This is a genomic window from Paracoccus aminophilus JCM 7686 (assembly GCF_000444995.1).
Classification (GTDB): domain Bacteria; phylum Pseudomonadota; class Alphaproteobacteria; order Rhodobacterales; family Rhodobacteraceae; genus Paracoccus; species Paracoccus aminophilus.
Genome location: NC_022049.1, coordinates 356066 through 382994, shown reverse-complemented (window position 1 = coordinate 382994; position 26929 = coordinate 356066). Strand labels below are relative to the sequence as shown.

22 protein-coding genes and 2 pseudogenes are annotated in these 26929 nt (G+C 58.8%); 14 read left to right on the top strand and 10 right to left on the bottom strand.

Annotated elements, in window-relative coordinates; genetic code table 11:
• The first annotated feature begins 227 nt into the window (after positions 1–227).
• The 7 genes from JCM7686_RS19845 to JCM7686_RS19815 all read left to right on the top strand — a co-directional run bounded on the left by JCM7686_RS19845 (position 228) and on the right by JCM7686_RS19815 (position 10645).
• Positions 228–1463 carry a putative DNA modification/repair radical SAM protein gene (locus JCM7686_RS19845; RefSeq protein WP_020952504.1) on the top strand — a complete coding sequence of 412 codons (1236 nt, stop codon included), beginning with the start codon at positions 228–230 and terminating at the stop codon, positions 1461–1463.
• Positions 1460–2911 (top strand): UdgX family uracil-DNA binding protein, encoded by a 1452-nt coding sequence (locus JCM7686_RS19840; RefSeq protein WP_020952503.1) that lies wholly within the window; start codon positions 1460–1462, stop codon positions 2909–2911. Before JCM7686_RS19845 ends, JCM7686_RS19840 begins: the two co-directional genes overlap by 4 nt.
• A gap of 171 nt (positions 2912–3082) precedes the next feature.
• Positions 3083–5143, top strand: a complete 2061-nt coding sequence (locus JCM7686_RS19835; protein WP_020952502.1) for a catalase — start codon at positions 3083–3085, stop codon at positions 5141–5143.
• A 327-nt stretch (positions 5144–5470) separates the two neighbouring features.
• On the top strand, positions 5471–6568 hold the full coding sequence (locus JCM7686_RS19830; RefSeq protein WP_020952501.1) for a hypothetical protein: 1098 nt from the start codon (positions 5471–5473) through the stop codon (positions 6566–6568).
• A gap of 330 nt (positions 6569–6898) precedes the next feature.
• On the top strand, positions 6899–7321 hold the full coding sequence (locus tag JCM7686_RS19825; protein ID WP_020952500.1) for a MarR family winged helix-turn-helix transcriptional regulator: 423 nt from the start codon (positions 6899–6901) through the stop codon (positions 7319–7321).
• A gap of 73 nt (positions 7322–7394) precedes the next feature.
• Positions 7395–8666, top strand: a complete 1272-nt coding sequence (fabF, locus tag JCM7686_RS19820) for a beta-ketoacyl-ACP synthase II (protein WP_020952499.1) — start codon at positions 7395–7397, stop codon at positions 8664–8666.
• Positions 8667–9757: 1091 nt separating this feature from the next.
• Positions 9758–10645, top strand: coding sequence for an aspartyl protease family protein (locus tag JCM7686_RS19815; RefSeq protein ID WP_020952498.1), 888 nt, complete (start codon positions 9758–9760; stop codon positions 10643–10645).
• A 488-nt stretch (positions 10646–11133) separates the two neighbouring features.
• Here the strand turns inward: JCM7686_RS19815 and JCM7686_RS24525 are convergent, their stop codons facing one another.
• Both JCM7686_RS24525 and JCM7686_RS19810 read right to left on the bottom strand, forming a co-directional pair.
• On the bottom strand, positions 11134–12375 hold the full coding sequence (locus tag JCM7686_RS24525) for a hypothetical protein (RefSeq protein WP_020952497.1): 1242 nt from the start codon (positions 12373–12375) through the stop codon (positions 11134–11136).
• A gap of 103 nt (positions 12376–12478) precedes the next feature.
• Positions 12479–12667 (bottom strand): annotated as a pseudogene (locus JCM7686_RS19810) (IS3 family transposase); the annotation flags it as partial.
• A gap of 74 nt (positions 12668–12741) precedes the next feature.
• Here JCM7686_RS19810 and JCM7686_RS24885 point away from each other — a divergent pair.
• Positions 12742–13077, top strand: a pseudogene (locus JCM7686_RS24885) (hypothetical protein); the annotation flags it as partial.
• A 169-nt stretch (positions 13078–13246) separates the two neighbouring features.
• On the opposite strand, the gene JCM7686_RS19805 reads toward JCM7686_RS24885, so the two are convergent.
• The 3 genes from JCM7686_RS19805 to JCM7686_RS24130 form a co-directional block, all read right to left on the bottom strand.
• Positions 13247–14032: a hypothetical protein gene (locus JCM7686_RS19805; protein WP_041528168.1), complete on the bottom strand. Its 786-nt coding sequence runs from the start codon at positions 14030–14032 to the stop codon at positions 13247–13249.
• Positions 14033–14034: 2 nt separating this feature from the next.
• Positions 14035–15273 (bottom strand): hypothetical protein, encoded by a 1239-nt coding sequence (locus tag JCM7686_RS19800; RefSeq protein ID WP_148292691.1) that lies wholly within the window; start codon positions 15271–15273, stop codon positions 14035–14037.
• Positions 15274–15476: 203 nt separating this feature from the next.
• A complete protein-coding gene (locus JCM7686_RS24130) occupies positions 15477–16370 on the bottom strand; it encodes a DUF4123 domain-containing protein (protein WP_158442387.1) in 894 nt (297 codons plus the stop codon).
• 54 nt (positions 16371–16424) lie between these two features.
• Between JCM7686_RS24130 and JCM7686_RS24780 the strand changes: the two genes are divergently transcribed.
• The gene (locus JCM7686_RS24780) at positions 16425–16637 is read left to right on the top strand and encodes a hypothetical protein (protein WP_041528165.1); all 213 of its coding nucleotides are present in this window, start codon (positions 16425–16427) and stop codon (positions 16635–16637) included.
• A gap of 503 nt (positions 16638–17140) precedes the next feature.
• On the opposite strand, the gene JCM7686_RS19785 is transcribed toward JCM7686_RS24780, so the two are convergent.
• Both JCM7686_RS19785 and JCM7686_RS19780 read right to left on the bottom strand, forming a co-directional pair.
• Positions 17141–17695, bottom strand: a complete 555-nt coding sequence (locus JCM7686_RS19785; protein WP_020952493.1) for a TetR/AcrR family transcriptional regulator — start codon at positions 17693–17695, stop codon at positions 17141–17143.
• The gene (locus JCM7686_RS19780) at positions 17692–18228 is read right to left on the bottom strand and encodes a dihydrofolate reductase family protein (RefSeq protein WP_041528266.1); all 537 of its coding nucleotides are present in this window, start codon (positions 18226–18228) and stop codon (positions 17692–17694) included. Before JCM7686_RS19780 ends, JCM7686_RS19785 begins: the two co-directional genes overlap by 4 nt.
• Positions 18229–18570: 342 nt before the next feature.
• Between JCM7686_RS19780 and JCM7686_RS19775 the strand changes: the two genes are divergently transcribed.
• Positions 18571–19320, top strand: coding sequence for an SDR family oxidoreductase (locus JCM7686_RS19775; protein ID WP_020952491.1), 750 nt, complete (start codon positions 18571–18573; stop codon positions 19318–19320).
• Between the two features lie 651 nt (positions 19321–19971).
• Here the strand turns inward: JCM7686_RS19775 and JCM7686_RS19770 are convergent.
• Positions 19972–20877: a LysR family transcriptional regulator gene (locus tag JCM7686_RS19770; protein WP_020952490.1), complete on the bottom strand. Its 906-nt coding sequence runs from the start codon at positions 20875–20877 to the stop codon at positions 19972–19974.
• A gap of 114 nt (positions 20878–20991) precedes the next feature.
• On the opposite strand from JCM7686_RS19770, the gene JCM7686_RS19765 reads away from it, so the two are divergent.
• Complete coding sequence (locus JCM7686_RS19765) at positions 20992–21732, top strand: SDR family oxidoreductase (protein ID WP_020952489.1); 741 nt, start codon at positions 20992–20994, stop codon at positions 21730–21732.
• Between the two features lie 166 nt (positions 21733–21898).
• Here JCM7686_RS19765 and JCM7686_RS19760 read toward each other — a convergent pair whose 3' ends face one another.
• Complete coding sequence (locus JCM7686_RS19760; RefSeq protein ID WP_020952488.1) at positions 21899–22819, bottom strand: LysR family transcriptional regulator; 921 nt, start codon at positions 22817–22819, stop codon at positions 21899–21901.
• 87 nt (positions 22820–22906) lie between these two features.
• On the opposite strand from JCM7686_RS19760, the gene JCM7686_RS19755 reads away from it, so the two are divergent.
• The 3 genes from JCM7686_RS19755 (at position 22907) to JCM7686_RS19745 (ending at position 25357) form a co-directional block, all read left to right on the top strand.
• Positions 22907–23374 carry an ester cyclase gene (locus JCM7686_RS19755; protein ID WP_041528164.1) on the top strand — a complete coding sequence of 156 codons (468 nt, stop codon included), beginning with the start codon at positions 22907–22909 and terminating at the stop codon, positions 23372–23374.
• Positions 23344–24237 (top strand): NADP-dependent oxidoreductase, encoded by an 894-nt coding sequence (locus JCM7686_RS23660; RefSeq protein WP_158442386.1) that lies wholly within the window; start codon positions 23344–23346, stop codon positions 24235–24237. Before JCM7686_RS19755 ends, JCM7686_RS23660 begins: the two co-directional genes overlap by 31 nt.
• A 187-nt stretch (positions 24238–24424) precedes the next feature.
• On the top strand, positions 24425–25357 hold the full coding sequence (locus JCM7686_RS19745) for an SDR family NAD(P)-dependent oxidoreductase (protein WP_236635905.1): 933 nt from the start codon (positions 24425–24427) through the stop codon (positions 25355–25357).
• Between the two features lie 504 nt (positions 25358–25861).
• On the opposite strand, the gene JCM7686_RS19740 is transcribed toward JCM7686_RS19745, so the two are convergent.
• Positions 25862–26761 (bottom strand): MBL fold metallo-hydrolase, encoded by a 900-nt coding sequence (locus JCM7686_RS19740; protein ID WP_020952484.1) that lies wholly within the window; start codon positions 26759–26761, stop codon positions 25862–25864.
• Positions 26762–26929: the final 168 nt, after the last annotated feature.

Genomic DNA, 26929 nt, shown 5'->3' with positions numbered 1-26929 from the left:
AAGGTTACTCATTGCTCCCGTCTCCTGACACAGCCTGAACCGTGCCAAAAGCCTGAAATCAATGGGTCTGGACCTTATAGCTGGGCGGCCCCTTTCAGCGTAACGCGTGACGGACTGCCGATCATTGATAGGGTGCCGGGGTTTGACATGCCCTCGGCATCGGTGATGCTCAGCCTCCGTCATGGAGCCGACTTGCGCTGAACAAAAAGAGAACATAGACTGTTTGGATGGCACAGAAATCCCTTCAGCACAAATTGGCGATCCTCTCGGATGCAGCGAAATACGATGCCTCTTGCGCCTCCAGCGGGACCAGCAGACGCGACGCAAGATCAGGCGGGATCGGCTCGGCGGGGGGCAGCGGGATCTGTCACGCCTATACGCCGGACGGGCGCTGCATCAGCCTGCTGAAGATCTTGATGACGAATTTCTGCATCTATGACTGCGCCTATTGCGTGAACCGGGTCAGCAGCAATGTCGAACGCGCGCGGTTTTCGCCCGATGAGGTGGTGACGCTGACGCTTGAGTTCTATCGGCGCAATATGATCGAGGGGCTGTTTCTGTCCTCGGGCATTATCCGCAGCCCCGATCAGACCATGTCGGATATGGTCCGCATTGCGCGCAGCCTGCGGCTCGATCATGGGTTCAAAGGCTATATCCACCTCAAAACCATTCCCGACAGCGCGCCCGAACTGGTCGCCGAGGCCGGACTTCATGCCGATCGCCTCTCGGTCAATATCGAGTTGCCGCAAGACAAAAGCCTGCGCCAGCTTGCCCCGGAAAAGCGTCCCGAGACCATTCGCGCGACCATGGCCAATGTCCGTCTTTCGCGGGAGGCGACGCAGGAGCGCAGCTTTACCGGCAAGCGTCCGCCGCGCTTTGCTCCGGCCGGGCAATCGACGCAGATGATCATCGGGGCAGATGCGACGAGCGACCGCGAGATCCTGCGCAGCTCGGCCAATCTCTATTCGGGCTATGATCTCAAGCGGGTCTATTATTCGGCCTTCAGCCCGATCCCGGATGCCTCGGCCGCTTTGCCGCTGATCAAACCGCCGCTGATCCGCGAGCATCGGCTCTATCAGGCCGATTGGCTGATGCGCTTTTACGGCTTCGACGCCGATGAGATCGGCGCGGCGCGCCCCGACGGTAATCTTGATCTGGAGCTGGACCCAAAACTCGCCTGGGCTTTGGCCAATCGGGCGCAATTTCCCGTCGATGTCGCGCGCGCCAGCCAAGAGCAGCTGTTGCGGGTGCCGGGCTTTGGCACGAAAACCGTGGGCCGGATTCTGGCCGCGCGCCGCCATGCGACGCTGCGCTTTGGCGATCTCTTGCGCATGGGGGCGATCATGTCGAAGGCGCGGGCCTTCGTCACGCTGCCCGACTGGCATCCCGGCGCGCTGACCGACAGCGCAGGGCTACGGGCGCGGTTCGCGCCACCTCCGAAACAGCTATCGCTTTTCGGATGATCCGCGTCGATCTGCCCCGTTTCGATCGGTTCGAGGCTTGGCGAGCGGCGGCGCGGCATCTGGCCAGTGCCGAGATCGCGCCAGAGCAGATCCTTTGGGCGACAGAGGCAACTCCGCCCGATCTGTTCGGTGCTGCGCCTTGGCCGGAACCGGGGGCGCGTGCTGTGCAGGCCACGCCCGCCTTTCTGACGCTGGCCCGCACGGTCAGCTCTCATTCCGACCCCGAGGCCTGGGGCTTGCTTTACCTTGCCCTGATGCGTGGCCAAAGCGAGCGCGGGCTTTGGGCCAATCCCGGTGATCCCCTGATGATCCGCCTGCAGGCTTTGGCCAAGGCGGTGCGGCGCGACATCCACAAGATGCATGCCTTTTTGCGTTTTCACGAGCTGGCCTCTGAGGGGCCGCGCCGCGCTTTTGCGGCATGGTTCGAACCAGCTCACCCGATCCTGCAGGCCGCGACCCCGTTTTTTTCGGCGCGTTTTACCGATATGGATTGGCTGATTGCCACGCCCGAGGGCGTAGCACGTTTCGACGGTGTGCTGCGTTTTGAAGGGCCGAGCCCCGCTCCCGATCTTCCCCCAGACGCGAGCCACGCGCTTTGGCAGGTCTATTTCGCCAATATTTTCAACCCGGCGCGGGTGAAAATTGCGGCGATGCGGTCAGAGATGCCGCTGAAGTATTGGAAGAACCTGCCTGAAACCGCGCTGATCCCTGAGATGTTGGCCGATGCGCCGCGCCGGTTGCAGGCCATGGCCGAGGCAGGCGCAAGCACGCCTCCGGCCTTCGCCGCCAAAGTCACCGCCCGGCTGCGCAGCCTTGAGGCGCAGGACTTGCCCGCCTCGATGGCCGAGGCACGCGCGCAGGCGCAAAGCTGCTCGCGCTGCACCCTGTGTCAGCACGCAACCCAAACGGTCTGGGGTGAGGGCGATCCAGATGCCGCGCTGATGGTTTTGGGCGAGGCTCCCGGCGACCGCGAGGATCTGGAAGGTCGCCCCTTTGTCGGCCCCGCCGGTCAGCTTTTGCGCCAAGTCATGGCCGAGGTCGGGCTGGATCCGGCGCGGCTGTGGATGACTAATGCGGTCAAGCATTTCAAATTCACGCCCCGCGGCAAACGCCGGATGCATCAAAGCCCGAATGGCAGCGAGATCCAGCATTGTCGTTGGTGGCTGGATCTCGAACGCCGCTTTGTGGCCCCGCGCCTGAGCCTTGCGCTGGGGGCAAGCGCGGCTTTCGGACTGACCGGCAATCACGCCCCGCTTGCCGGGCGACGCGGGAAGATCGAGACGGCAGAGGACGGCGGTCCGGTGTTGATCACATGGCATCCAAGCTTCATCCTGCGCTTGCCGCCCGCCGAGGCGCAGCGGGCGCGGGCCGAATTTGCCCAGGATCTGGCCCTCGCGCAGCAGATGCTGGCCGATCGGGAAGCGCGTCATTCCACGCAAATCTCATAAGCTTCTCCCCCCGATCCGGGGAACGTGATTTGCACAGCGGACGCAGATCGAGAGGGCGCGCGGCCAGAGAAGCTTCGGAACCCATAGCCCCGCGGTCCTGTTACTTGGGCACGGGAGCTTTGGCCCCTTAGGTCCATTGTTGCCGAAACCCACCTGACGGGAGGCAAGAAGATGGCTGATAAATCAGGATATTCGACCGAGTTTGGCGCGGGCGGCGAACGCCAGCAGATCGCCAAGCGCGGCACAGATGTGATGACCACCAATTTCGGCGTACCGATCAGCGACAATGAAAACAGTCTCAAGGCGGGCAAGCGTGGCCCGACGCTGTTGGAAGATTTTGTCCTGCGCGAAAAGATCTTTCACTTCGACCATGAGCGCATCCCCGAGCGGATCGTACATGCGCGCGGCTCGGCGGCGCATGGCTATTTCGAATGCACCGATCCGATCCCAGAGCTCAGTCGCGCCAGCCTTTTCGCGAAGAAGGGTAAAAAGACGCCGGTCTTCGCGCGGTTTTCTACAGTGGCCGGTGGCGCGGGCTCGGTCGATACGCCGCGCGATGTCCGGGGCTTCGCAGTCAAGTTTTACACTGATGAGGGCAATTGGGATCTGGTCGGCAATGATATCCCGGTGTTTTTCATCCAAGATGCAATCAAGTTTCCCGACCTGATCCATTCGGTGAAGATGGAGGCCGACCGCGCCTTTCCTCAGGCCGCATCTGCCCATGACACCTTCTGGGATTTCGTCTCGCTGATGCCAGAAACCTTGCATACGCTGATCTGGGCCATGTCGGATCGCGGGATTCCACGCAGCCTCCGGATGATGGAGGGCTTTGGCGTCCATACGTTCAAACTGGTGAATGCCAAGGGCGGCGAGAGCTTCGTCAAGTTTCACTGGCGGCCCAAACTTGGCACGCAATCGCTGGTTTGGGACGAATCCGCCAAGCTGCAGGGGGCGGATAACGATTATCATCGCCGCGATCTGTGGGAGGCGATCGAGCGCGGCGACCATCCCGAATGGGAATTCGCGGTGCAGGTCTTTGACCAGATGCTTGCCGATACGCTGCCCTATGACATTCTGGATGCGACCAAGCTCATCCCGGAAGAAATCGTGCCCCTGCGCGTGATCGGTCGCATGGTTCTGGACCGCAATCCGGATAATTTCTTCGCCGAGACCGAACAATCCGCCTTCCTGCCGTCGAATATCGTGCCCGGCATCGATTTCACGGATGATCCTTTGTTGCAGGGGCGGCTGTTCTCTTATCTCGACACGCAGAAATCCCGGCTCGGGACGACGAATTTCCATCAGATCCCCGTCAATGCGCCCAAATGCCCCTTCGCGAATATGCAGCGCGACGGGATGATGCAGACCCATGGCTTCAAGGGCCGCGCGAATTACGAGCCAAACAGCCTCGATGAAGCCGGAGAAAACCCCGGCCCGCGTCCGATCAGCACGGGTTTCGCAACGCTTCCCGAAGAGGTCGACGGCGAGAAACTTCGCAAGCGCGCCGAGAGCTTCGGTGATTTCTACAGCCAACCCCGGCTTTACTGGAATTCGATGACCGCGAGCGAAAAGGCCCATATCGCCTCGGCGATCACCTTTGAGCTGTCGAAGGTCTCGCTTGCCCATATCCGCCAGCGCGTGCTGTCGCATCTGCGGGTGGTGCATGAAGATCTGGCCAAACGGGTGGCAGCTGGCCTTGGGATTGACCTGCCCGAGGCGGTGACGCCCTTCAAGGCGCCGGTCGATCTCGGACAATCGAACGCGCTCTCGATCCAGAAAAACTGGCATGTCACGCTGGAGGGGCGCCATGTCGCGATCCTGTTTGCCGAAGGTTCGGCTTTGGCCGAGATCGAGCATCTCAAGCAATCGATCACGGCGGCCAAAGGGCGGGTAACACTGCTCGCGCCCAAGATCGGTGCGATCGCGGTGAAGGGCGGCACGCTCACGGCCGATGCGCAACTCGCAGGCTCGCCTTCGGTGCTCTTTGATGCGGTGGCGCTGGTGCTTTCCGAAGAGGCTGGGAAAAAGCTCGCCCATGACAGCGCTGCGGTCGGCTTTGTCGCGGATGCCTATGCCCATCTCAAGGCGATCGGCACCAGTCCCGGAGCAAAGCCCTTGCTGGACCGCGCGGGTGTCGAAAAGGACGCGGGCGTCACCGATCTTCCGCATCTGCCCGATGCCGCCAAGCAGCGCTACTGGGATCGCGAGGCGAAGCTGCGCGATCTGGCCTGACGCGAGGGCGAGAATCGCGGGCAATCTCGGGCACTGGATCGCCCTCTTGGCGCGCCTCCGATGGCGCGCCAATCGCCCATGATGTGAGGGCCATGCCGCGCTGAAATGAAGGCGCAACTCGCCTCGCAAGGCCAGAGGCTTTCCGCCGGGGGGAACTATCCTCGGCAAAAGACCGTTAAGTCTGAGTGACATGGATCTTCTGCGTTGAAACCAGAGATCGGTCACATGGGCATCATAGCAGCGAGGACAGTTCATGAATGGCATCATTTATCTGGTCGGCCTGGTCGTGGTCGTCCTGTTCATTCTCAGCATGCTGGGGCTACGCTGATGGCAGAGATCAACACGGGCGGGCCGACGCTCCCGAGTAGCGATCGGGGCTATGTCGACTTCGGAGCGATCATCGCCGGGACGGTAGTCGCCGTCGGCGCATCGTTGGTCTTTGGTGCCTTTGCGGCTGCGCTGGGGCTGGGGTCTTTCTCCTTCGATGACAACGGCGGGATCAGCACCTTCGTTCTGATCCTGACGGCGCTCTTTGCCGTCATCTCGTTGGTCGTGGTCTATCTGCTCGGCGGCTATATCGCCGGGCGGCTGCGTCGCCGGGTCGAAGTCGCGAATTCCGATGAGGTTCGGGTGCGCGATGGCCTGCACGGTCTAGTCGTCTGGGGCCTTGGCGCAATCCTGAGCGCCCTGATGGTTTCGGGCGCGGTGACCGGCGCGGTCAAAACCGTGGGCGCGGTCGCCGGAACCGCCGTCGAGGCGACGGGCAGCGCGGTTGGTGGCGCCTTGCAGGGCGCGGGTCAACTTGCGGGCGGCGTGGTCTCGGGCGTGGGCGGCGCGATTGGCGGCGTGGCGCAGGGTGCGGGGCAAGCGGTTGCTCCGACGCTGCAAGATGCCTTGCCGAGCGGTTTGTCGTCCAACCCGCTTGATTATGTCTCGGACAGCCTTCTTCGTCCCGCAAATACCGTCCCAGGACCGACGACGGGCGAGCCGGGCAATGCCAAAGAGGAAATCTCGCAGATCCTGATCAATCTGGTGCGAACCGGGGAGATTTCCGACGAAGACAAAGCCTATCTGAAACAGGTCGTGGCCGCACAAACCGGCCTCTCGACCAGCGAAGTCGACAAGCGGGTCGATGAGGCTCAGGCGCGCGCCATCGCCATTCGCGATGCAGCCCAGAAGAAGGTCGATGAGGCCAAGGCCCAGATCGAGCAGCTGAAGGCGGATGCCGCCAAAGCCGCCGACGACGCCAAGGAAAAGGCCGCTCAAGCCGCAGAACATGCGCGGATCGCGGGCATTCTCAGCGCCTTCCTGCTGGCCGCCTCAACGATCATCGCCGCAGCCGCCGCCTATATCGGCGCAGTCCGCGGCGGCGAGCATCGCGACGACGGCAGGATCTGGGGCGGCCTGTCCCATCGCCGTCGCTGAGGAGAAAAGAGAGCCGGGTTTCCCGGCTCTCTTATTTCGGCTAGAAGACCTTATTCGACACTAGCTCATAAGTTGACCGATCCTCAGTCGAGGATCGAGGTCCGACGACCCCGTGTCAGATGGAATGTCTCGGAATGCCAGGATCAGAGGTTCCGGACGATATGCAGATCTTTCCATGCGAAACTGGCAGAGCCGCTGCGGAGATTGCCGTGGTTCGTCTTCGCCCATGTCCCTACGGATTGACACAATCGGGCGATGTGTCGTTCGTCTGCCCGCTGAGCGGTGTTCGGTTCTTGACGCGCATGCGATCGATCCGCATGGTCCCGCTCTATGGACAACAGTGCCGACAAACTCTCGCAATGCCTCGTGCTCAACACCGTATCAGCCGCCCGGGTGCTGCTCAGGCGGTATGATCAGCGGCTGAGGGTACATGGGGTGACTGTTCAGCAATTCGCCTTGCTTGCTGCGATCCGCTCTCATCCGTCCGAACCGGTTGCGGCCTTCGCACAGAAAGTGGCTCTGGACCGCACCAGCCTGACACGCAGCCTTGATCTGCTCGAGAAGAAGGGTTTGGTGCGCCGCGTGTCAGGGACCGGGAATGCCCGGCTCGGCGCGCTGACCGAGGCTGGCGACCGGCTGCTTGATACGCTGCAGGGAGAATGGCTCGCGGCGCAAAGTGAATTGACCGCGCGCGTGACGGAAACCGAGGCTGCCACTTATCTGCGGGTCGCCAAAGCCCTGTCCCAGGAGTGAGGCCGGCACAGGACGGTTGAGCTGATCCGCTATTGTGTATATGCACAGTGCAAATGCACACTGGAGCACCATCATGCAGGATCCGATCGTCATCACTGGCCTTGGCGCCGTCACGCCGCTCGCCTCGGGCGCTGAGGCCAGTTGGCGTCGGCTGCTAGCGGGCGAAAGCGGGATCAAGCGGAACAGCCGCTTCGATACCGAGGGCTGGAAATGCCAGATCGCCGGGCTGGTGCCTTCAAAAGCCGAGGCCGAGGATGGCTTTGATCCCCAAGCGGCCATGTCGCAGCAGGACCTGCGCAAGACCGATCTCTTCATTCATTACGCCATGGCTGCAGCCGACGAGGCGCTGCGTCAGGCGGGATGGTTTCCGCAGGATCAGGCCGCCAGATCGCGCACCGCGACGCTCATCGGGACAGGGGTCGGAGGCGTTCCCGCCATCACCGCCGCAACCGAGACCATCCGCACCGCAGGCGTGCGCAGGCTGTCGCCCTTCGTCGTGCCGTCCTTCTTGCCGAACCTCGCGGCGGGACAGGTCTCGATCCGCTATGGGTTCCACGGGCCCTCGGGCGCGCCGGTCACGGCATGCGCGGCCTCGGCCCAGGCGATCGGAGACGCAATGCGCCTGATCCGCAACGGCGAGGCTGATATTGCGCTTTGTGGCGGCGCAGAGGCCTGTGTCGATCCGGTTGCCATCGGCGGGTTCACGGCGGCGCGGGCCTTGTCCTTCGGCTTCAATGGCGATCCGGCTCTGGCCTCGCGCCCCTTCGATACGGCGCATGATGGCTTCGTGCTTTCCGAAGGCGCGGCGATGCTCGTGATCGAGCGGCTGAGCCATGCCCAGGCACGCGGCGCGACCCCGCTTGCGGTACTATCGGGCTATGGCACGACCACGGACGCGCATCACATCACGGCGGGTTGGGAGGATGGGCGCGAGGCGGCCCGGGCGATGGAGATGGCGCTTGCTATGGCCGGGCTCGAGCCGGAGCGGATCAGCTACATCAATGCCCATGCCACCTCGACGCCGGTCGGGGATGCGGCGGAGCTTGCGGCGCTGACCAAGGTGTTTGGCGCGCATGGCGGCGGCGTTCCGGTTAGTTCGACGAAATCGGCAACCGGCCATATGCTGGGCGCGGCCGGAGCCATCGAGGCCGTGTTCTCGGTGCTGGCGCTGCGCGATCAGATTCTGCCTGCGGGGCTGAACATCACCGCCCCGATGGAGGCTGCGGCGGGCTTCGATCTTGTCCGAGAGCGAGCGCGCGTGGCCGAGGTCAGCCACGTCCTGTCCAATGCCTTTGGCTTTGGCGGCGTCAACGCGGCATTGGTCTTCAGCCGGCTCGGCTCCTGACAGCTGATCTTTCTGCTTGCCCGTGGATGGAGGGGAGCTTTGGGCGCTAAGCGCCGATCCTAACGACTTGCCCCCGCCAGCTGCACTGGACCACGCTGGCGGGGGCTGCTGGCGGACGTAGACTTTGCCGAGCAGAGCGCCGCCTTAAATATGCTCAAAATGGATTCGTCGGAGGCATTCAGTGGAAATTGCTAGTCGGATTTTTCAAACCTTTGATGCTCTCAAAAGCGCGGACCCAACTGTGTTTCATTCTGGCAAGGGACGTCTAGATGCGCCTGGCCCGACCTACTCAGGATGGTATCTTCAGAGAGCTCTACCGGACAGTATTAAGACATATCCGCAGATAAAGCGTTTGTTCTTGCGGAATTGCACCCAACTACGTTCCTTTACATGGGTGGAAAGTTTTCCAAATGTCGAACAGCTTTGGGTCTGCGGATCGGGTAAGATTACTGATCTTGACGGGATTCAAGCTGCCAGGCGCCTCACGTCATTCACCCTATGGCCTTCCTTCACTGCGACCATCACTCTCAGTATCCTTTCTGCCGTAAGCTCGCTCGAGAATTTGGAGGAGTATGCTTTCGCGGGAAGGACCCGCGATGGCTCGTTGGAGGCGCTCAATCTCCTTCATAACCTCAAGACAGTATTTTTCTCAAACGCCTACTCATGGCAAGAGATCGCGCGTTTTGAGGCTCATCACCCTGAGCTCAACTTTTCTTGGAAGGGCGGTGTTACTCCGACCAGAAGTTCGAGTTTAAAGTGCGAAAACTGCGGGACCCCGCAATCAGTTCTGACAGGAAAGGGCCTTAAACTCGCATGCCCAAGTTGCGATGCGGGTTATATTGAAAAACATCTCAAACGCTACGCCCAGCAGCTGTCTAATGAGCGCTCGAAACGTCGATTTGGCCCAGAGCCAGCGATGCGAACAGAGCGGCTATAGAACTTTGAGTTCGCTCCGGCGCCTGCCAGCCTTGATAGATACGACGGTGCGGACATTAGGAGTGCAAACAAACCCGTTGCTGGTCTCGTGATTTGCGCGGCGCTGGGGTATCAGAACCCATGAAATACCCTCTCATCCACTCGTGATTGTAATCTTGAAGCTCTCAACTGCCGTTCCGATCACCCTGCTCGGGGTGGCTTCTACGGTCATTCCTTCGGCAGCGGCCGATCTGGTGTTGCCGATCACCTTTGACGAATATACGATCCCCAGCGTGAGCCTCGAGATCGAGGGTGAACCCTCTGCATTGACCTTGGATACCGGGTCAGGAGAGGGGTTGCACCTACGCCGCGAGGTTCTGGATCGGCTTGAAAGCGTTCGCTTCACGGGTGAAATGCAACGATCGAGCGATATGGCTGGCAAGGTTCAGGAAAACGCCCGATTTGTGATTGATGAGCTCGCTGTGCAGGGTCTCACCTTCCGCGAGATCCGTGGCGTCGAGCTGGCCCCATGGGGGATCACCGTGCAAGAGGATGGCCAGCTTCCGGAAACGCCGGTGCTCGGTCTTGGCTTTTTCGAGGGGCAACGCGTCCTGATCGATTATCCTTCCAAAGAGCTGACGGTTTTTGATCCATCGTCCGATTTTCTTCCAAACAAAGAGACCGGTTGGATCGAGGTGCCCTTCCGCCACTCGGGCGAGGGGCTTCTTCTGAAGGCCGAGATCGCGGGCCAAGCCTCGGACATGGTGCTTGATACCGGAGCGACCATTTCCTTCGCGGTTGCTGACCGCATTGCGAGCACCGCAGAGGCCGTGCCATGCAAAAGTATATATGCAAGCCTCGAGCAGGAAGGTTGTCGTCTCATTCCGGTGAAGACGGCGTTTGGCGGGCAATCTGCTTCTTTTCACGCGTTCATCATCGAAGACGATTCCAACTTTGAGGCCGCTGGACTTCTCGGGGGAGATTTTCTCAATCAACATGAAGTGTTTATGGATTTCGCCGGGAAGCGGATGTTCATTCGGCCTGACCAGGGGCTGAATGACTAAATCTGCTTTGGCCGAATGATCGTCCGCTTTGGGGCCGGCTGTTCCGCTGCACGTTTGAAGCGTACCACCTCGCTGCGGCGGGGCCGAATGTCGCTCATGGGCTTGAAGCGGCGGTCTTGCCTCTATGCGGGACATTGGGGACGCTCGCTGCTAGTGCATTGGGAGAGCACGTTCCTCGGTCGAAATCGTACGGCAGGCGGAAAGCAGGCGTTCAGACGGTGAGATTTGTTTCACTGGAGCGACATACGCACGGAGTGCAATGCTAAAATTTGCCACAAATGCTAAGCAAGTTTCTGCGCGAGTTCTAGTATATGCGTCAGCCGCCGCTCCAATAAATCAGGAATTTAGCCGTCTATGTGCGCCTTTGTGGCTGCCGTCGGCGCCAGAGCAGGAAGCGCAACCAGCGCGACGGCGGCTAGAGAGGCCTTTAAACATCCGTAGCCAAGACGCGATGGGCATCGGCCCGGCGGGAGCTTTGGAGCTATCTTTCACGAGCACACGTAAACGGCCCCGCCTACGGCGACAACAGTTACCGCACCGGCTGCTATAGTTGCTGGGGCTGTGACGATACCAAGAACGCTCGTGCCGATCGTGCCTAATGTACCTGCTATGTAGCCGCCCGACCCTGTCAATATAGCCGCTCCAGAGCTATGCGCCACGACGGTAGTTCCTGTAACAGTCGTGGCTCCCACGGCGCCGCCCACCGAGCTCCCCACAAATCCCGCAATCGCCAAGGAAGCTTGTTTGGACGAGTTTACGCGTTCACAAAAGCTTTTGGACGGTGCTTTACAAACACCATATGCGTCTGAAACGCCCAACTGGATGCCAGCGTAAGTTTTCTGATCTTTGTCATAGTCCAAACAAAACATGCTGCGTTGAGCGGCGGTCATGTCTGGCGTCAGACTGGCCAGCATAACATAGCTCGGACAATCCCCGCTCCCTCGCGCTCCACGAAGAGCTTCACGAAATGTTATATTTTTGGCCTCAAAGTCTTCATCATAGGTATAGGTCACAGCTTTTTGATTACCCTTGAAGTCGAAGCCGCACTCCCGAATTTCCGGGTTCAAGCCTAAAAGGTCTATGCCATGCGTATCAGCTGTGAATTCCTTTGCTCGCTCGTACGCCTGAGAAAACCCACTCATGGGCACATCAATGTCTACGATTGGGTTTAGGACGAAGTGGCTACTTATCGCCAGTACGTCGGCCGCTATTTGGGGGGCGACGTCATAGACAGACACTGTAATGTTCTTGGCGCTCAAAAGCGCCGCATTGCCTGCGAAATCAAGATCTGGGCCACGGCTACATCCCTCCCCTTTCCATCCACACCAGTATCCGTCAAAAGGGGTGGCGTCTGTCTTAGTAATCGCCGCAGTGAACTTATTATAATGATTTGATTTAGAGTAGGGGCTGATGACTATGCTGGCAAACGCCAGCAGGTCAACATCTGCATTGACCTTCGTTGACTGTCTTAGAACGGGAGTCACAGTTAGATTAAGCTCAAGACCATTCTCTAGAGACGAGATCGTTGTAGACGTTTTGCAAGAATCTTGATTGTCGGCAGCGCGAACGCAGTGAACCTTCCATTCTCCAAAAGTATCGAGAAGGTGGGTCTCATCTGGTCCTACGGCGTTCCGAGCTAACGGGAAGTCTGGTGCGGCCATTGCCATTTGGGGGCAAGCCATGCTCGGGAACATCAAAAACCCGGCGAGCAGGGAGCGGATTGGTAACATTGAAACCTCAAGGATGCTGCGCGTCTCAGTCGCTCCAACTCTGTCGGCAATGTCAACTCACTAACTGTCCTCGTGAGCTGCTGCCGGTTTCGTGGCCGGCAGGTTAAGCTAGCATTGCGCGGGCTTCGAACTCCATGGGGCTGAGGTTTCCGAGTGTCGAATGCCTTCTGCGCGGATTGTAGAAGCGTTCGATGTAATCGAAGACGTCTGCAAGGGGTTCGTTGCGGATGCAATAAACCTTCCGGGCCGTCCGTGCGGTCTTGAGCGATGAGAAGAAGCTCTCCATTGCCGAACGGTAATCCTCGCCATGGTTAAGGGGCTGCATAAGTAGAACTTTCTCGTGAGCCGGGAGCTGAGGAGATTCGAATGAAAATGAGCCGTTTCACCGAAACGCGGATCATGGCTGTGCTTCGTCAAGCCGAAATCGGCGTGGCCGTGCCTGAACTTTGCCGGGGTTGGAGCGTTCACAATCGATCCGGGGATTGATTGCAGCGAACAACGGGATCAGCACCGCAAGCTTCTATAAGTGGCGCTCGAAGTATGTCGGCATGGATGCGTCGATGATGAGCCAAATGAAGTCTCTTGTGAAAAAATCACCCAACCAGCTCAACGCCGCGAGCTGGCCGAGAAGATTGTGGCGATAAAGGGGTCAGTATCGCGCTGGCCTGTCGAGCATTTGGCGTTAGCGAGACCTGCTTTCGCGACAGGGCGATGGGGGCCGAAGTGATGCACGAGACGCCGAGGCGCGCCAGATTGCCAACTTCCTGCGGATCGGCGACCAGAATATTGACCAAGAGCGCGACCGTCTCGAAGATGATGCGGTGATGTCTTGGTCAGCTCTGATACTGTAGGTCCGCCTGTTTCGGCCCACTCACGACTCCCACAAGTAAACGACCCGGGTGCCGGGGTGTCCGGCTGCGCGCTCGATCCGCCTTAGCCCCATCCAGGATCTGTACAGGGCGGGCAGGATATAGCCCAAGAAGGGCAGGATGAGCATGCCCATCAGGGTTATCCCCGAAGCGTGCGCGTCGAGGCCTAAGCTTGGCTGTGGTCCGATGAGCCGCAGAAGGATGATGGGCGTTGCGCCGCCAAAGAACGCGCCAATCACGATCAAGGTGACGTAGAACCCATAGACCACTCGAGCGCCCCAATCGAACAGGAACGATCCGGTCCCCTCTCGGAAACCATAGATCTCGCTCGGCCTTTTCTTGATCAACACAGCTCCCGGCTCGATTTTGTGGCGGGAGCGCTGGTTCCTTTCCAAAGCCTTGGCGTCATGCTTGATCAGGCCTGACAGAAAGCCCACACCGAGCAGCGTCGTTTGTAGGAGGAACAATCGCCAGAACGGCGGGTCAGAGGGCGCTAAAAACGCCATCGGCAGCAGGATGAATGCCAAGCCGCTTAGCACAATGCTGGCAAGCGCCAGTCCGGCGGTCAAGGATGGACGATACTGCGCCGGATCGCGCAGTTTCAGAAACAGCGACACGAAGACGATCAGAGGCACCAGGAACAGCAGTCCAATCACCAAGCCTCGCGTCGTCTCCGCAGCATAGGCAAAGGATGAGATGATCATCGGGATCCCAAGTAGGATCCATCCTGCGAAACGCAGCATACTGGTGCGCTCTGCGAGCGGTGTGATCTCTGTCTTGGAAGCCATGCCTAGCGTCCCGGTACTTGAATGCCGCCAGGCGCACCAAACATGCGGTGCCAGGCGTTGACCAGATCGATCGGATTGGAACAAAACAGCGCGCACCATCCGGTCGGATCACTGCGCTGCAGCTTTTTCTGGAATTCGTCGAACCAACCGTCGACGATGCCCTTGCCGCTGGTCACGATTTTCTGGACGAAGGCGCTGACGGCTCTCAGGCCGCGACTGGCCGCCCCGGCAAAAGCATTTCCAATCTTCTTTGCCTTGTCCTTCACCCCCAGCCAATTGTCCAATTGATCGAGCTTATAGCCAACAAAAATCGAGACGCTCAAGCCGATGCCGACCACCAGAGCGACCGGCGCAGCCGCCGCGATACCGATGACAACGACCCCCGCGAGGATGCCCACAAAGCCCGCGATCCAGACTTTGACGAAAGTGACGCCCAAAGCGCCCAGAAGGCCGCTCCAGTTTTGCTCGGGATCTTCGGTCGTGATGAAATCATTGACGTCAAAGGCCGCCGCGATAGCAAAGCCGATGAAATTTCCTTTCGACGCGGCACTTGCTGCTGCAGCGGCTCTGCCTGCAATCGAAACGCCGGGCGCGGCCACCTCGGCATAGCTCGAGATATAGGTCATTTTCCCATTGTTCAGACCGTAAGAGATAGCTGTCAGGAACGACCGCGACCTGTGCGCGCCCTTAAAGATGATGGCCATTTTTCCGCCCCAAGAGGCAATGGGTTTGACGTGGAACCGTCCCTGCCAGATCACCTCTTTCAGCGCGGCGATGACCTGCCCACGACTGCTTTGGCTGACCTCTCGGGCAAAGAGCGCGATATTTCCGCCTTCGTTCGCGACGCCAGAGACCGTGTTCTGCGCAAGCGAGCTTGAGAGCCAACCGAGTTGGGTCTCGGTCAGGTTGTCAACTTGCTGGATGCCCTCGGCGGTGATGGCTCCTGGCCCCTCGGCGGCAAGGCAGATCATGACCATGTCGATATCGGTGTTCCACTCGGACATGCCATCGGACAGAAAGAGCGACAGATCAGCCTCGTTTCCGTCGGACATCACCGGAATGCCCCGGCTTTCGTCCATTGGTCGGGGGCCTTGACGGGGCGAACCCACGATGATGCCGAGCGTGACATCCTCTGCCCGTGCCAGAAGCCTCGGGTCGACCTTTTGAAACACACGCGTGTCAGAGCCGTTGATCGAAAGGTTGATCGGCCCAGAACTGCCGGGGACGGTATTCGGGAGCATGGTGGGCGCCGCGGCGGTTTCCGGCAAGACCGCGCTTGTCGCCCCGCCGACTGTGACAGCAACGGACAACGAGCGAGCGGTCATGTTCTCCAGCCACAGTCGATTGCCCTGCTGGCAAGGCAGGGTCGCCGTATTTGCAGGTTGAGCCCTGTACGCGTCCATTTTTGACGACGCATCGCGTCGCGGGATCAAATCCTGCATGTTCAAATACCTTTCAGCCGGGCGTGAATTAACGTCTTGCGCTCTCTTTCAGGGCGCAGCGGATCGACGATCGATGCCAGCGGCGGATGCCGAAGGGGGAAATCTGCGCCCAGATAGGCGGACAGCAGCACATAGCCCGCAATCGAATCTTTTTGTTGCAGCCCCACATTCGCGCACAGATCCAAGCCGCTGGTTACAAGTCGCTCGATCATGTCCGCCGACAAATCAGGCCGCTCTCCGCGGACATCCTCTTCCAGCAGGCGAGAAAACCGTTGCCCTTCATATTCGGCCATCGCACGGATATGCTCATTTCGCAGGAGGAACGGCTGGGGCGATATTCGCGCCGGGCCTTCCGCCTCCTTGGCACGGAATGTCGCTGACGCAAGCCCATCCACTCCGGCAATCACATAGCTGCCCAGTATTGAGGCTGCCTCTTGTCGCGTCAGATGTGGCGCGATTGCGGCAATCGTGTGGGGATTGTAGAAGCGAAAGAACATCCATTCGTCCGCATCTGCGCGTCGTATGCGCGTCAATCGACGAAAATGCTGTGTGACCTGACCTATGCTATCGTCGCTACTGAGCAGTAGTCCTCGAAACTTGCCGCCCAGCTGCCAAGGGGCGGTACCTTGTATCCACAGCCGTTGTGTAAAGCGCGAAGTGGGGTCCAGACGCAGGATCCAAGGCGCGACATTTGCCAGATCGCTGCGCGCCTTGCCTCTAAAGAGACAATCAAACTGCTGATCCGAAACGGAAAGCAGCTCGGGTAGGTTGGGGAGCGAGGCCGCGTCCAAGACGGCAAAGCAATTCCTGCCGTGGGAGCCGTCGAACAGCCATTCCAGTGATTCCGGAGGTCCGTCGGGATTGGACGTGAGTTCGAAGGTCTGAGATATCTGCACGTTCCTCTCTTCTACGGGCCCAGATCGAAGGCGCGCAGGAAGGAGGAGACTGTAATGCAGAAAACTGATCTCCCCTTGCGCTTGCAAGACCGCGGACATGCGTTTGGCATGAGGATCAGTTGGATAGCTGCGGATCCACTCAGCCTCGGCAAAAAAAGCCTCTGTTTCGACAGAGGTAATGCCGTGTTCACGAAGTCTAGCCTTAAGGGCGAGCTCTGCTGCAGCAAGCTCATCGGTGCGTATCCCGCCGACAATCCGACGGGCTGAGCCGTCGGGAAGGTAAACTCTAAAAATACCTAAGAAAATCTACATAACCCAAATTTAGAAATTCGTGCCATCCGGTATTTGCACTATTAACTTCATGCTAGGGCTTTTGCGGCATAGACGCAATCGAGCGATCACCCCTGAAACCTAAATGCCGCCTTCATCCTTGGCCCGACGCGAAGCAGTATGCGCTCGAGTGCTACGTGGCGCACGAATGGCCACTTGGGCGAGCGTCTCCATAAAGATCGAAGGTCCGCTTTGGGCTCGGAGTGATCGAACCGTCAAGTGGCAATTCGGCCGCTACGCCAGCGGTCGACTGTCCGGTTTGTCATTTCGCGGCGATTGTCACTCCGAGCCGCCGTCAGGCCGCGTCCCGCCCTGTTGGGCGATTGGGCGCTAGCGCTAGCGGCTTTCCATGCTGCACCTGCGACCGGCAACTTCGTCTGCATTCCGGCCGGCTCAAGCGCGAAAGATCGACGGTCCGCGCCCATTACGGTCCTCCATGGTCAAGTCATAAGCCTGTCGATCAACAATCGACTCGCCACAGCATAGCCTGCACGTAGATCCCGGAGCGCCGACGGATCCTTTTGTGCAACACTTGCCAGAAGGTATCCATGAGCATGGTCAACGACGATATCCCGCATCAGCACGGCCTCGTCTGCACTGTACCCGAGCCTGAGCAATGCCTCCAGCATCTGCTGCGATAGCTTCTCGGCCTCAGCACTCTTGGCGTCGGGCTCGCTGATGAACGTAATGAAGACCTGTGGGTTATGCGTCACCAAATCCCCGTAGAAATGGATAAATTTATCGAAGTCATGATCGGACAACCCGATGCCCGCTCTATGTTCATGCTCGATCAGGATCAGATCCAGCACCAGGCCCAAAAGGGTCGAGCGATCTCCTGTGTGGCGATATAGCGCCATCGGGCTTACCTCTAAGGCCTTTGAGAGACTGCGCATGCTGAAGCTCTGCGCCCCTTGCGCCTCGATGAGATCGCGTGCCGCCTCAAGGATCCTCTGTCTGTTAAGGCGCTTGGTTTTTGCCTCACCCGCATCGCTCATGGCGCAATCTGATAGTGGGATTGCACAAGCCCCGAGGGGAAGCTTTCGCTGCGCAAGTGTTTCAAGGGGATTGCTTTTGGAAGACTGCCGAAAAGCGGCAGGCCGGAGCCCAGTAAAACCGGTATCCTTGTCAGGATCATGTCCTGGACCAACCCCTCGGCCAATGCGGATTGGATGAGCTTGCCACCATCGATATAGGCTCTCGACCAGCCCTCCGCCGAAACCTTCCTCATGGTCTCGGGAAGTGACGTGTTCCAGATGCGGACAGTCTTTTGCTGCGCGGCGGGAACATCCTCTTGCGTCAGCGAGCCAGACAGCACGATGACTGGCTTGTCGAACGGCCATGGATCAAAGTTTGAGACAACCTCCCAGGTGCCGCGACCCATGATGATGCCGTCCACGCTGCCATAGAAGCTGTCGTAGCCGTGATCTTCATTTTCGGCACCGTTTGGAGTCAGCCAGCTTACGTCCCCATCGCGCGTTGCAATGAAGCCATCAAGGCTGGCTGCGATAAAGACATGCGCTGTGGTCACGGTATTCTCCTCATGGTATACGCTGTATACTCTCATGGGGGGGCTTTGAGATCAACGGGGCTTCGTCAGGCGTCGCTACCATGTCGAGCGGGTTCCACCCGCTTTTTCGGTGGAAGGGCGGCTTTTGCGGACTGCTGATCTAGCGGCGGACTGGGAGCCTTCTCCACTGGCATGGTCCGGCTGGGCTGCATCAGCCCCATGGAGCACGGAAACTCGCACTATGCGCGCTTACCCGCTGACCACGAAATCGGTAGCAGCTCGAGAAGAATTTAAGAGCAAGAAACAGAGTGCGTCGAAGTATCGTCGCCTCCTATGTGTCGACCTTCCACAAGGAGATCGATCATGGGAATGTTGCAAGATAAGGTCGCGATCATTACCGGCGCGTCGTCCGGAATAGGTCGGGCTGCTGCTTTGCTCTTTAGCGCCGAAGGTGCCGCGCTGGTCTTGAATGCCAGAAATGCGCGCACATTGGAGGACGTGGCCGATTTGGTTCGTGCGAATGGCGGACGCGTTCGAACGGTGGTCGGTGATGTCGGCAGACCAGACACACATCAGGAGCTGGTCGCAACTGCCGTTGAAGCGTTTGGTGGCTTGGACATCGCATTCAACAATGCAGCGATGGTCGGACCGATAAAACCGCTTGCGAATGTCGATCTTGAGGAGTGGCAGGAAACGATCTCAACAACCCTGACCTCCGCTTTCCTTGGAAGTCGCGCGCAGATTCCCGCCATGCTCCAACGCGGCGGTGGCTCCATCATCTTTTCATCGAGCTTCGTCGGCACGAGCGTCGGGCTTCCGGGAATGGCGGTTTACGGGACGGCCAAAGCCGGACTGATGGGGCTGGTGAAAGGCATTACCGCTGATTATGCGGCCGAAGGCATCCGCGCGAATGCTCTTTTGCCCGGTGGAACGGATACCGCTATGGCAGGAGACGAGGCGCAGAAAGAATGGGCCGCCAGCTTGCATGCGATGAAGCGCATTGCACAGCCTGAGGAAATCGCGCGAGCGGCGCTCTTCCTCGCCAGCCCCATGTCGAGCTTTGTCGCGGGCTCTGCTCTCTTCGCCGATGGTGGCAATTCCGCCGTGAAGTAACTGGGCTAAATTCTTCCTGTTGCTGCCACACGACGACTGACACCCGCGATGAGCAGCCGCAGAGAAGATTTGGGATTTTTCGGTGCGGATCATGTCGCGATTGCAGCGCTCCAACGGTATAACCTGCGATGGCGGCGGTCCGAATTGCGGTTTTTCGGCACAGCGGGTGGTCCGGGCAAAAGACCGACGTTTCGGAGTCCTGAGCCGCCAGTCGCTTCCCACTTCTTTTGCCGGAACGTGATCTGGTAGCTGCCGAGGTCCTCGGGGTCGTCAGGCGTTGTGCTGATCACCCGATATGGTCGATCGGGAAACCGCCACATCAGCTTTGCCTCATGTATTTCACACAACTGCCGTCAAGATCGACTGCCCGCTTTGGTCTCCAAATTCGCATTCCTTCCCCAGCTGGCCGCGTGATTGGGCCCGGCTGCGATGCGGAGGTTACCGCATTCAGCGATGGCAATTGTTGGGTGACGGTGCAGCGGATAGCGGTCCTTGGCCGGGCGGACCATCTAAAGACGTGCCGGAGCCCTTTGCGGATTCCTGAAGGCTAAATGTCTGCAAGATGCTCGGGCCGCGTGATTGGGCAGTCGCATCCGGGCCGTGCTGGATTTTGCCGGATGGAGCCGCCGGGCCCAGCCCCTCGACTTGGTCTCAAGGTGCCAGAATTCTGCCGATGAAGTCAAGAAACGCCCGGACTTTCGCCGAGGTGAAGGTGGCGTTTTGATAGTAGGCGTAAAGCGGAAAGGTCTCATCCGTCCAATCGGGCAGGATAAGCGAGACCTTTCCGCTGGCAATCATGTCGGCTGCGTAAAGCTCCAGCAACTGCGCCAGACCGGCGCCGCCGAAACAGGCGCCGACGAGTGAGCCGGAATCGTTGACCATCAATCGCCCGGTCGCATCTAGCGGAATGATCTCGTCCCCACGACGAAACTCCCATTCAAACGGGCGGCCGGTCACCGGGTCGCGGATGAACAGGCAGTGATGCCCGGTTGCGAGATCATTGGGATGCTGCGGCTCGCCATATCGATCGAGATAGGCCTTTGACGCACAGGTAAAGACCCGCGTTTCCAAAAGCAGCTGCGCCTTGTAATTCGAGGGCAGCATCGGGCCGAACCGGACGGCGAGGTCAAAGCCTTCAGCGACAAGATCGCCCATCCGATCGCGGACGCTGATCTCTACCGCGAGATCGGGATGCAGATCGAGAAATTCCGCAAGCTTTGGCGCCAGAATATAATGAGCGAAGGTCGCATCGACGTTGACCCTCAGTCTGCCGCGCACATGCGCCTTCGAACCCGCTGCATCAATCGCCGCCTCTTCGATCCCGGCAAGCAGCGGCGCGACGGCCTCAAAGAAGCGTCGGCCTTCGTCGGTCAGCGAAATCGCGCGCGCCGTGCGATTGAAGATCCGGATGCCAACCCGGTCCTCGAGCCGTGCAACCGCGCGGCTCACAGCGGGTTGTGTCAGACCCAGAGCCTCGCCAGCTCGGGCAAAACTGCCGGCTTGCACGACCGCCGAAAGCACGCCGATCCCAGAGAGAAGTCTGCTGTCAAATGACATGAGGCATACTTTTTGTAATGGTTTAGATCACTATAATTCATTTTTATTATACATAATGTCAATCTAAATGAGCCCCATCGCCGGATCATCGGCAGGAACGCCACAGGAGCGGACATGAGTAAATCAGAGAAGAAGGTCGCCATTGTAACCGGTTCGTCGCGCGGCATCGGTGCTGAAATTGCGCTTCAGCTTGCGAAAGACGGGTTCAATATTGTCGTGAACTATGCCGGAAGTGCGGGCCCGGCGCAGGAGGTTGTCGAAAAGATCCGCGCAGTCGGCGGCGATGCCATCGCGGTTCAGGCCGATGTCGCCGACCCCGCGGCGGTCATCGCGATGTTTGAGGCGACCGAAGCCGCCTTTGGTCGCGTCGATGTCGCGATCAATTGCGCAGGCGTCCTCAAGCTCGCCAAAATCGCTGAATATGACGACAAGACCTTCGATCAGATCATTGCGATCAACCTCAAGGGCACGTTCAATATGTGCCGCGAAGCGGCGAAGCGTCTGGGCAATGGCGGCCGGATCATCAACTTCTCATCAAGCGTCATCGGCGTGCGCCTGCCGGGCTATGGCCCCTATATCGCCACCAAGGCCGCGGTCGAGGGGCTGACGCAGGTTCTTGCACAAGAGATGCGCGGTCGTGGCATCAGCGTCAACGCCGTTGCGCCGGGGCCGGTCGCGACCGAACTCTTCCTTGAGGGCAAGAGCCCCGAGCTCATCGAGCAGATGGCCAAGATGAACCCGCTCGAACGGCTTGGCCAGCCCGAGGATATTGCGCGCGTCGTCTCCTTCCTGGCTGGCCCGGATGGCGCATGGGTGAACGGACAGACGATCCGCGCCAACGGCGGGATGTGCTGAGGCCCGCGATCTATCCGGCCGTTCGCGCTATCGCCGCCTGACGCGGTTCCGTTTCTTAGGCCCCAATCGACCACCACCCCTGTCCCGGCAAAACCGGGGCAGGGGTTTTTCTTTGGCGATCAGGGGCAGATGCCTTGGTCGAATACTGCGAAAGGTATTCAGGACCTCATCCGCCGTTCAGCTCGAGCTGATGCGCGGCTTGCACAATCGTCGCCCGCAGCCATTTTTGCGCGGGATGCGCATCGGTGCGCCGGTGCCAGAGCAGATGAAAGCTCACCGGGGCGAGGTCGAGTGGCAGAGCGTGCGTCGACAGGTTGGCCGCTCCGGTTGCGCGCACAACCCCCTCGAGAAGCACGCCGACATAATCGGTCGCGGCGATGATGGACGGCGCCGAATACATCAATGCCGCCGTCAGACCTATCCGACGTGATCGGCCAAGGCGCGCCAAGGCCTCATCCACCACGCCGCGATCATCGCCTTCGGGCGAAACGAGAACATGGGTCGCAGCGGAAAAGGCGTCCAGATCCTCAAAGGCCGCCGCGGAGGTCGAGCCCTTGCGAGCGACACCGACAAACCGCTCTTCAAACAAGGGAAGATCGAGGATCCGGGCCTCGCTTCCCGGCGAAACCCCGATCGCCACATCGACCGCGCCTTCATCCAGAAGCGAAATGGCGTCGCGCCGGTCTCCGAACGCGCGCACCCGGATGTCGGCAAATGGCGCATTCGCCGCGATTGCGCCGGACAGGCCGGGCAGAAGCACATGGGCGGGGTGATCGGACAACGCGAGCGTGAAGACTTGCCGCGTCGTGCCCGGATCGAAGTCGAGCGCGCTTCCCAAGGCTTCGCGCACCGTGTCGAGCGCATGTCGCAGCGGCCGCGCAAGATCCAAGGCGCGCGGGGTCGGTGCAAATCCATGCGCACTGCGCACGAAAAGCTCATCTCCCGTCAACCGTCGCAAGCGCGCCAAAGCGGCGCTCATCGCCGGCTGACTGATGCCCAAGCGGGTGGCGGCGCGCGTGACATGGCGCTCTGTCATCAGCGCATCGAAGGCCACCAGAAGATTGAGGTCAAAGCCATCTAAATCCATGAGATTGATAATACCAGATAACGACCATTTATTTCAATTATGTCGATCGGGTGCGTATCTGTCAAACCGAACCAAGGAGATTTGACGATGCAACATCCACACATCCCGCAATCTGCCGCGCGCGCGCTTTCCTCCCAAAGACGCGCGGCCCTCGAGAGTTTTTACGGCGCTTTGGCGCTGAAACAGCCCGATCTGGTGGATCTGGCGCTGACTGGTGATTGGGAGGATATCCCGATGGCGCCCAATCAAGAGCCCGGACCTGCTGGCATCAAGGCGATCTTCGCGACGCTCTCTGCCGCCTTTCCGGATCTGACGGTCCGCATCGTGGACGCGCTTGCGGAAGAAAATCGCGCGGCTGTCAGGGTCGAATGCACCGGGACGCATCAAGGCGCTCTCTTCGGAGTCCCCGCAAGCGGCAAGGCAATCAGCTTTTCTCTCCACGAATTTCACGAATTCGACGGCGACCGGATCAAACGCACCTGGCATATGGAGGATCTCTTCGGTCTCTTTGCCCAGATTGGCACTTGGCCGAACCAGACCTCAGAGGCCGCATGATGCGCGGGGTCTTTCTTGGCGCTTATGGCCGCTCTTCGGTCAGCCATATCGGCGATTTGAAAATCAATCCCCCCTCGGCCAATGAAGTCATTGTCCGAATTGAGGCCGCCGCGCTCAATCCACTCGATGCGAAGATTGCGCGAGGGGATATGAAGGATTGGTTTCCGATCCGCTTTCCCTATGTGCCGGGCACGGATTTCGCGGGAACCATCGTAAGTGTCGGTGGTGGCGTAAATGATTTCGCGCCCGGAGATCTTGTGTTCGGACGCGCCAATCCAATTGCCGGCGGGGCGCTTGCCACGCATATCGTAATTGACGCGGGCCGCATTGCTCACCGCCCTGCCAGCATTTCGGCAGAGGTGTTTGCCTGTCTGCCAACACCCGCCGGAATTGCCTTGCGCTCGCTCGATGCAATGACCCGCGCGCCGAATGAAACGCTTTTGGTGCTGGGAAGTGGCGCGGTCGCGCGAACAGCCGCCGCGCTTGCCGGAAATGCCGCTTATCTCGTCAACTCATTGGACGAATTCACGGCTGCGCCACCGGCAAAATATGTGTTCGATACATTCGGAGGCGAATTGAAACAGGCCGCCCTCGAGCGGTTACCCGAGGGCGGCGAATTTATCGGCATCGTATCACCCGCCGATGATGAATATGCGCAAAGGCGACGCATTCGCGCCTCATTCGAAGTTTTGGAAACCAGCAAGGCCCAGCTTCAAGACATCGCCCGCCGCATGATCTCGGGAGAATTCCAACTTCAACCAGATCATGTGGCATCCTTTGACGAGGCGGCATTGGTCTTCGACAGATATGTTGCACGCGAGTTGGCGGGCAAAGTCGTCGTCAATGGCTATCCTCTTGAATAACGGCGTGATCACTGCCTCGGCGCTTCGAAGGCCGAAGGTCAGCGTGCCTTGAGACCAGAACGAGCAGGGCCCCATGAACGCTTATGAAGGATTCGCCAATTGATGTTGGCGGCAAGAAACTCCTCCGATTGCGAAGGTCAAATTTCGTCTTGAATACAAGAGACCCCAGGAATGAATGGATCATCAAATGAGTGAACAACAGATTATTCTTGTAACCGGTGGCGGCTCCGGGATTGGCAAACTCGCGGCTTTGGAACTCGCGCGCACGGGTCATATCGTCTACGCATCAATGCGCGACCTGCGGGGCCACTCAAAAGAGCGCCGCGAGCAATTGGCTGAAATCGCGCGCGATGAAAATATCGAGCTGCACGTCCTTGAGCTCGATGTAAGAAGTGAAGCGAGCGCAAGAGCTGCCGCGGACCTTATTCTGGCGCGCCATGGTCGTATCGATGTTGTCATCAATAACGCGGCCATGATGATGCACGGTCTGACCGAGGCCTTTCGTCCAGAGCAGATCGCGGAAATCATTGACCTTAACGCGATTAGCTGGATGCGGGTTAATCGCGCGGTTCTGCCAGCAATGCGCCGCGCGGGTCGTGGCCTTCTGATCTATACCGGCAGCGGCATCAATCGATTGCCCGATCCTTTCACCGGTCCCTATGCCGCATCAAAGGCCGCTGGCGATGTCTTGGCTGAAGTCATGGCGCTCGAGGTGTCCCGCTATGGGATTGAAACCGTGATCATCCAGCCCGGCGCTTACACCAGCGGGACGGATCATTTTAAACATGCTGTCGGCCCGGCTGATCAGGAGGTCGCGGCACAATATGATCGACTTAACGGATTGTCTGACGAATTGGCGGCGCGGCTGAACAGCACAAATCTGCCCGACCGTCGGCATGATGTTGAAGAGGTCGCCGAAGCCATTCGCGATATCGTCGCAATGTCTCCGGGAGCGCGACCGCGGCGGGTGGACATCGACCCGCAAGGCAGAGGCGTGGATGAGATTAATGAAGTGACGGCAAGGCTGCAGCGAAACTATTTCGAGAGAATGGGGATCGAGGATCTTCTCGACGTCACGGCGGCCAATGCTTCTTCAGCAGATGCAAAACCTCTGAGTTAAGCCGTCTAGGTATAGGGTTTCTATCCCGCCGCAGAATCGGCACCAAGATTGTTGCCGCCGCAGAGGTGGGGCGGTCTTGGCGCTGATTCTGATTTCGGACGGAAAATGAATTTCATCTAATGGCGCGACAAATTTCTACCATCCTGCGCTGTAAAAGATGAGAATATTTCATAAAAAACTATTCACCTGCTGAATGCGAGATGATGCAACTCAGCCGCCCGGTTGGAATGCGTTTTTGGCCGAACTCAACCGGAGTGCGCAGGTCGAGTTAGAGGCTCCAGCGAATCAGATAAGAACGGCTCAACTTTTAACTGGGGATGAATTTTAAGAAGCCTTATAACAATGTTGTCGACGTTGCCCTCGGCTTTGCCAGTGTCATTTGTATCAGACTGCGAAACTGTCTCCTATGAGTAAAGCGCATGACTTCATGAAAAGGCCGCGGGTATCCCGCGGCCTTTTCTCTTTCGAGAATTTTGGGGGTCAGTTGTGATTAGTTTGCTTCGGTTAGCAGGGCTCCCATCGATACTCAGAATCCTCCAAGACAATACGCCCAACACCTTTAATATGGGAGGTCATTACACGAGCAGATTCCTGTGCGGCGCGATTTAGAACCACTTTGCGACTGTTTCTGCTCGCCTCTTCGTCCGCCCAAACGGCCATCCAATCTCCGTGAGTTACTTCTATCGGATGATGGTAAAGGTCACCCAAAGTGTAGAAAGTTTCCCCATTTGATTGAAAGCGAGCTATCTGGTGGCCTCTTGTTTCCCCCGGTGCAGAGAAAATGGTGACTCCCGGGAGGATTTCAAGCTCGCCGTCAACGATATCTAGAAGGTTGGATTCGATAAGAGCGGGAAAGACATTGGCTTCCTCGGAGTTGTCGACTAGCATTTCTTGCCGCACGCTCTCCCAGTCAGTCTTGCTGATGTAATGGCGCGCATTAGGGAAGGCCGGGATATATTTTTGGTCCCTCAAGAAAGTCGCGCCATTAAAGTGGTCCCAATGTGTATGGGTGAAAATGACGTGATCAATCAACAGGGGATCTACGCCCAAATCTTCTAACTGCGCCAATAGTGGTGCTGGGGGTGTGTATCCCTGAATGGCATACTCTGACTCTGAAGTGATGCTGGCATAGCTACCCGCATCCACCAAGATTGTGGTGCCATGGCCGCGGATGAGGAAGTCCTGCATGGGGACTATTCTCTGGTTGTTCAAAACCTCTTGGATGTTTTTCCTATCGGCGTCAGAGGACTGTCCGCGATCTATAATCAACTCGCCTAACGGTAGGGTGATGTCCCCGATGTTCAACGGGATTAACTCAAAACCTCCGATTTTCTCCCATTTTGGCTCGGCGGGAAGGCTCTCATTTTTTTCTGACTTACCTTGCTTCTCATTAATTTGCGTCATGATCTCTCTATTTTGTCTGCTTTGTCTTTGCTTTTCGTGGCGAAGTTAAAATGTTTCCGAGCGACACACACGATGCGGATGAACCATTGAGCTATGTGTGATTTGAACTCCATGACGAACGAAACGCCCTCGTGGCCGGGGCCGATAAAAATTAGCCCAGATCAAGAG

Excerpts from the sequence above, each read along its gene's own strand:
- JCM7686_RS19845 (WP_020952504.1), top strand. The coding sequence starts at position 228 with ATGGCACAGAAATCCCTTCAGCACAAATTGGCGATCCTCTCGGATGCA.
- JCM7686_RS19840 (WP_020952503.1), top strand. The coding sequence starts at position 1,460 with ATGATCCGCGTCGATCTGCCCCGTTTCGATCGGTTCGAGGCTTGGCGA.
- JCM7686_RS19835 (WP_020952502.1), top strand. The coding sequence starts at position 3,083 with ATGGCTGATAAATCAGGATATTCGACCGAGTTTGGCGCGGGCGGCGAA.
- JCM7686_RS19830 (WP_020952501.1), top strand. The coding sequence starts at position 5,471 with ATGGCAGAGATCAACACGGGCGGGCCGACGCTCCCGAGTAGCGATCGG.
- JCM7686_RS19825 (WP_020952500.1), top strand. The coding sequence starts at position 6,899 with ATGGACAACAGTGCCGACAAACTCTCGCAATGCCTCGTGCTCAACACC.
- fabF (WP_020952499.1), top strand. The coding sequence starts at position 7,395 with ATGCAGGATCCGATCGTCATCACTGGCCTTGGCGCCGTCACGCCGCTC.
- JCM7686_RS24525 (WP_020952497.1), bottom strand. The coding sequence starts at position 12,375 with ATGTTACCAATCCGCTCCCTGCTCGCCGGGTTTTTGATGTTCCCGAGC.
- JCM7686_RS19805 (WP_041528168.1), bottom strand. The coding sequence starts at position 14,032 with ATGGCTTCCAAGACAGAGATCACACCGCTCGCAGAGCGCACCAGTATG.
- JCM7686_RS19800 (WP_148292691.1), bottom strand. The coding sequence starts at position 15,273 with ATGCTCCCGAATACCGTCCCCGGCAGTTCTGGGCCGATCAACCTTTCG.
- JCM7686_RS24780 (WP_041528165.1), top strand. The coding sequence starts at position 16,425 with ATGCAGAAAACTGATCTCCCCTTGCGCTTGCAAGACCGCGGACATGCG.
- JCM7686_RS19785 (WP_020952493.1), bottom strand. The coding sequence starts at position 17,695 with ATGAGCGATGCGGGTGAGGCAAAAACCAAGCGCCTTAACAGACAGAGG.
- JCM7686_RS19775 (WP_020952491.1), top strand. The coding sequence starts at position 18,571 with ATGGGAATGTTGCAAGATAAGGTCGCGATCATTACCGGCGCGTCGTCC.
- JCM7686_RS19770 (WP_020952490.1), bottom strand. The coding sequence starts at position 20,877 with ATGTCATTTGACAGCAGACTTCTCTCTGGGATCGGCGTGCTTTCGGCG.
- JCM7686_RS19765 (WP_020952489.1), top strand. The coding sequence starts at position 20,992 with ATGAGTAAATCAGAGAAGAAGGTCGCCATTGTAACCGGTTCGTCGCGC.
- JCM7686_RS19760 (WP_020952488.1), bottom strand. The coding sequence starts at position 22,819 with ATGGATTTAGATGGCTTTGACCTCAATCTTCTGGTGGCCTTCGATGCG.
- JCM7686_RS19755 (WP_041528164.1), top strand. The coding sequence starts at position 22,907 with ATGCAACATCCACACATCCCGCAATCTGCCGCGCGCGCGCTTTCCTCC.
- JCM7686_RS19745 (WP_236635905.1), top strand. The coding sequence starts at position 24,425 with ATGAGTGAACAACAGATTATTCTTGTAACCGGTGGCGGCTCCGGGATT.
- JCM7686_RS19740 (WP_020952484.1), bottom strand. The coding sequence starts at position 26,761 with ATGACGCAAATTAATGAGAAGCAAGGTAAGTCAGAAAAAAATGAGAGC.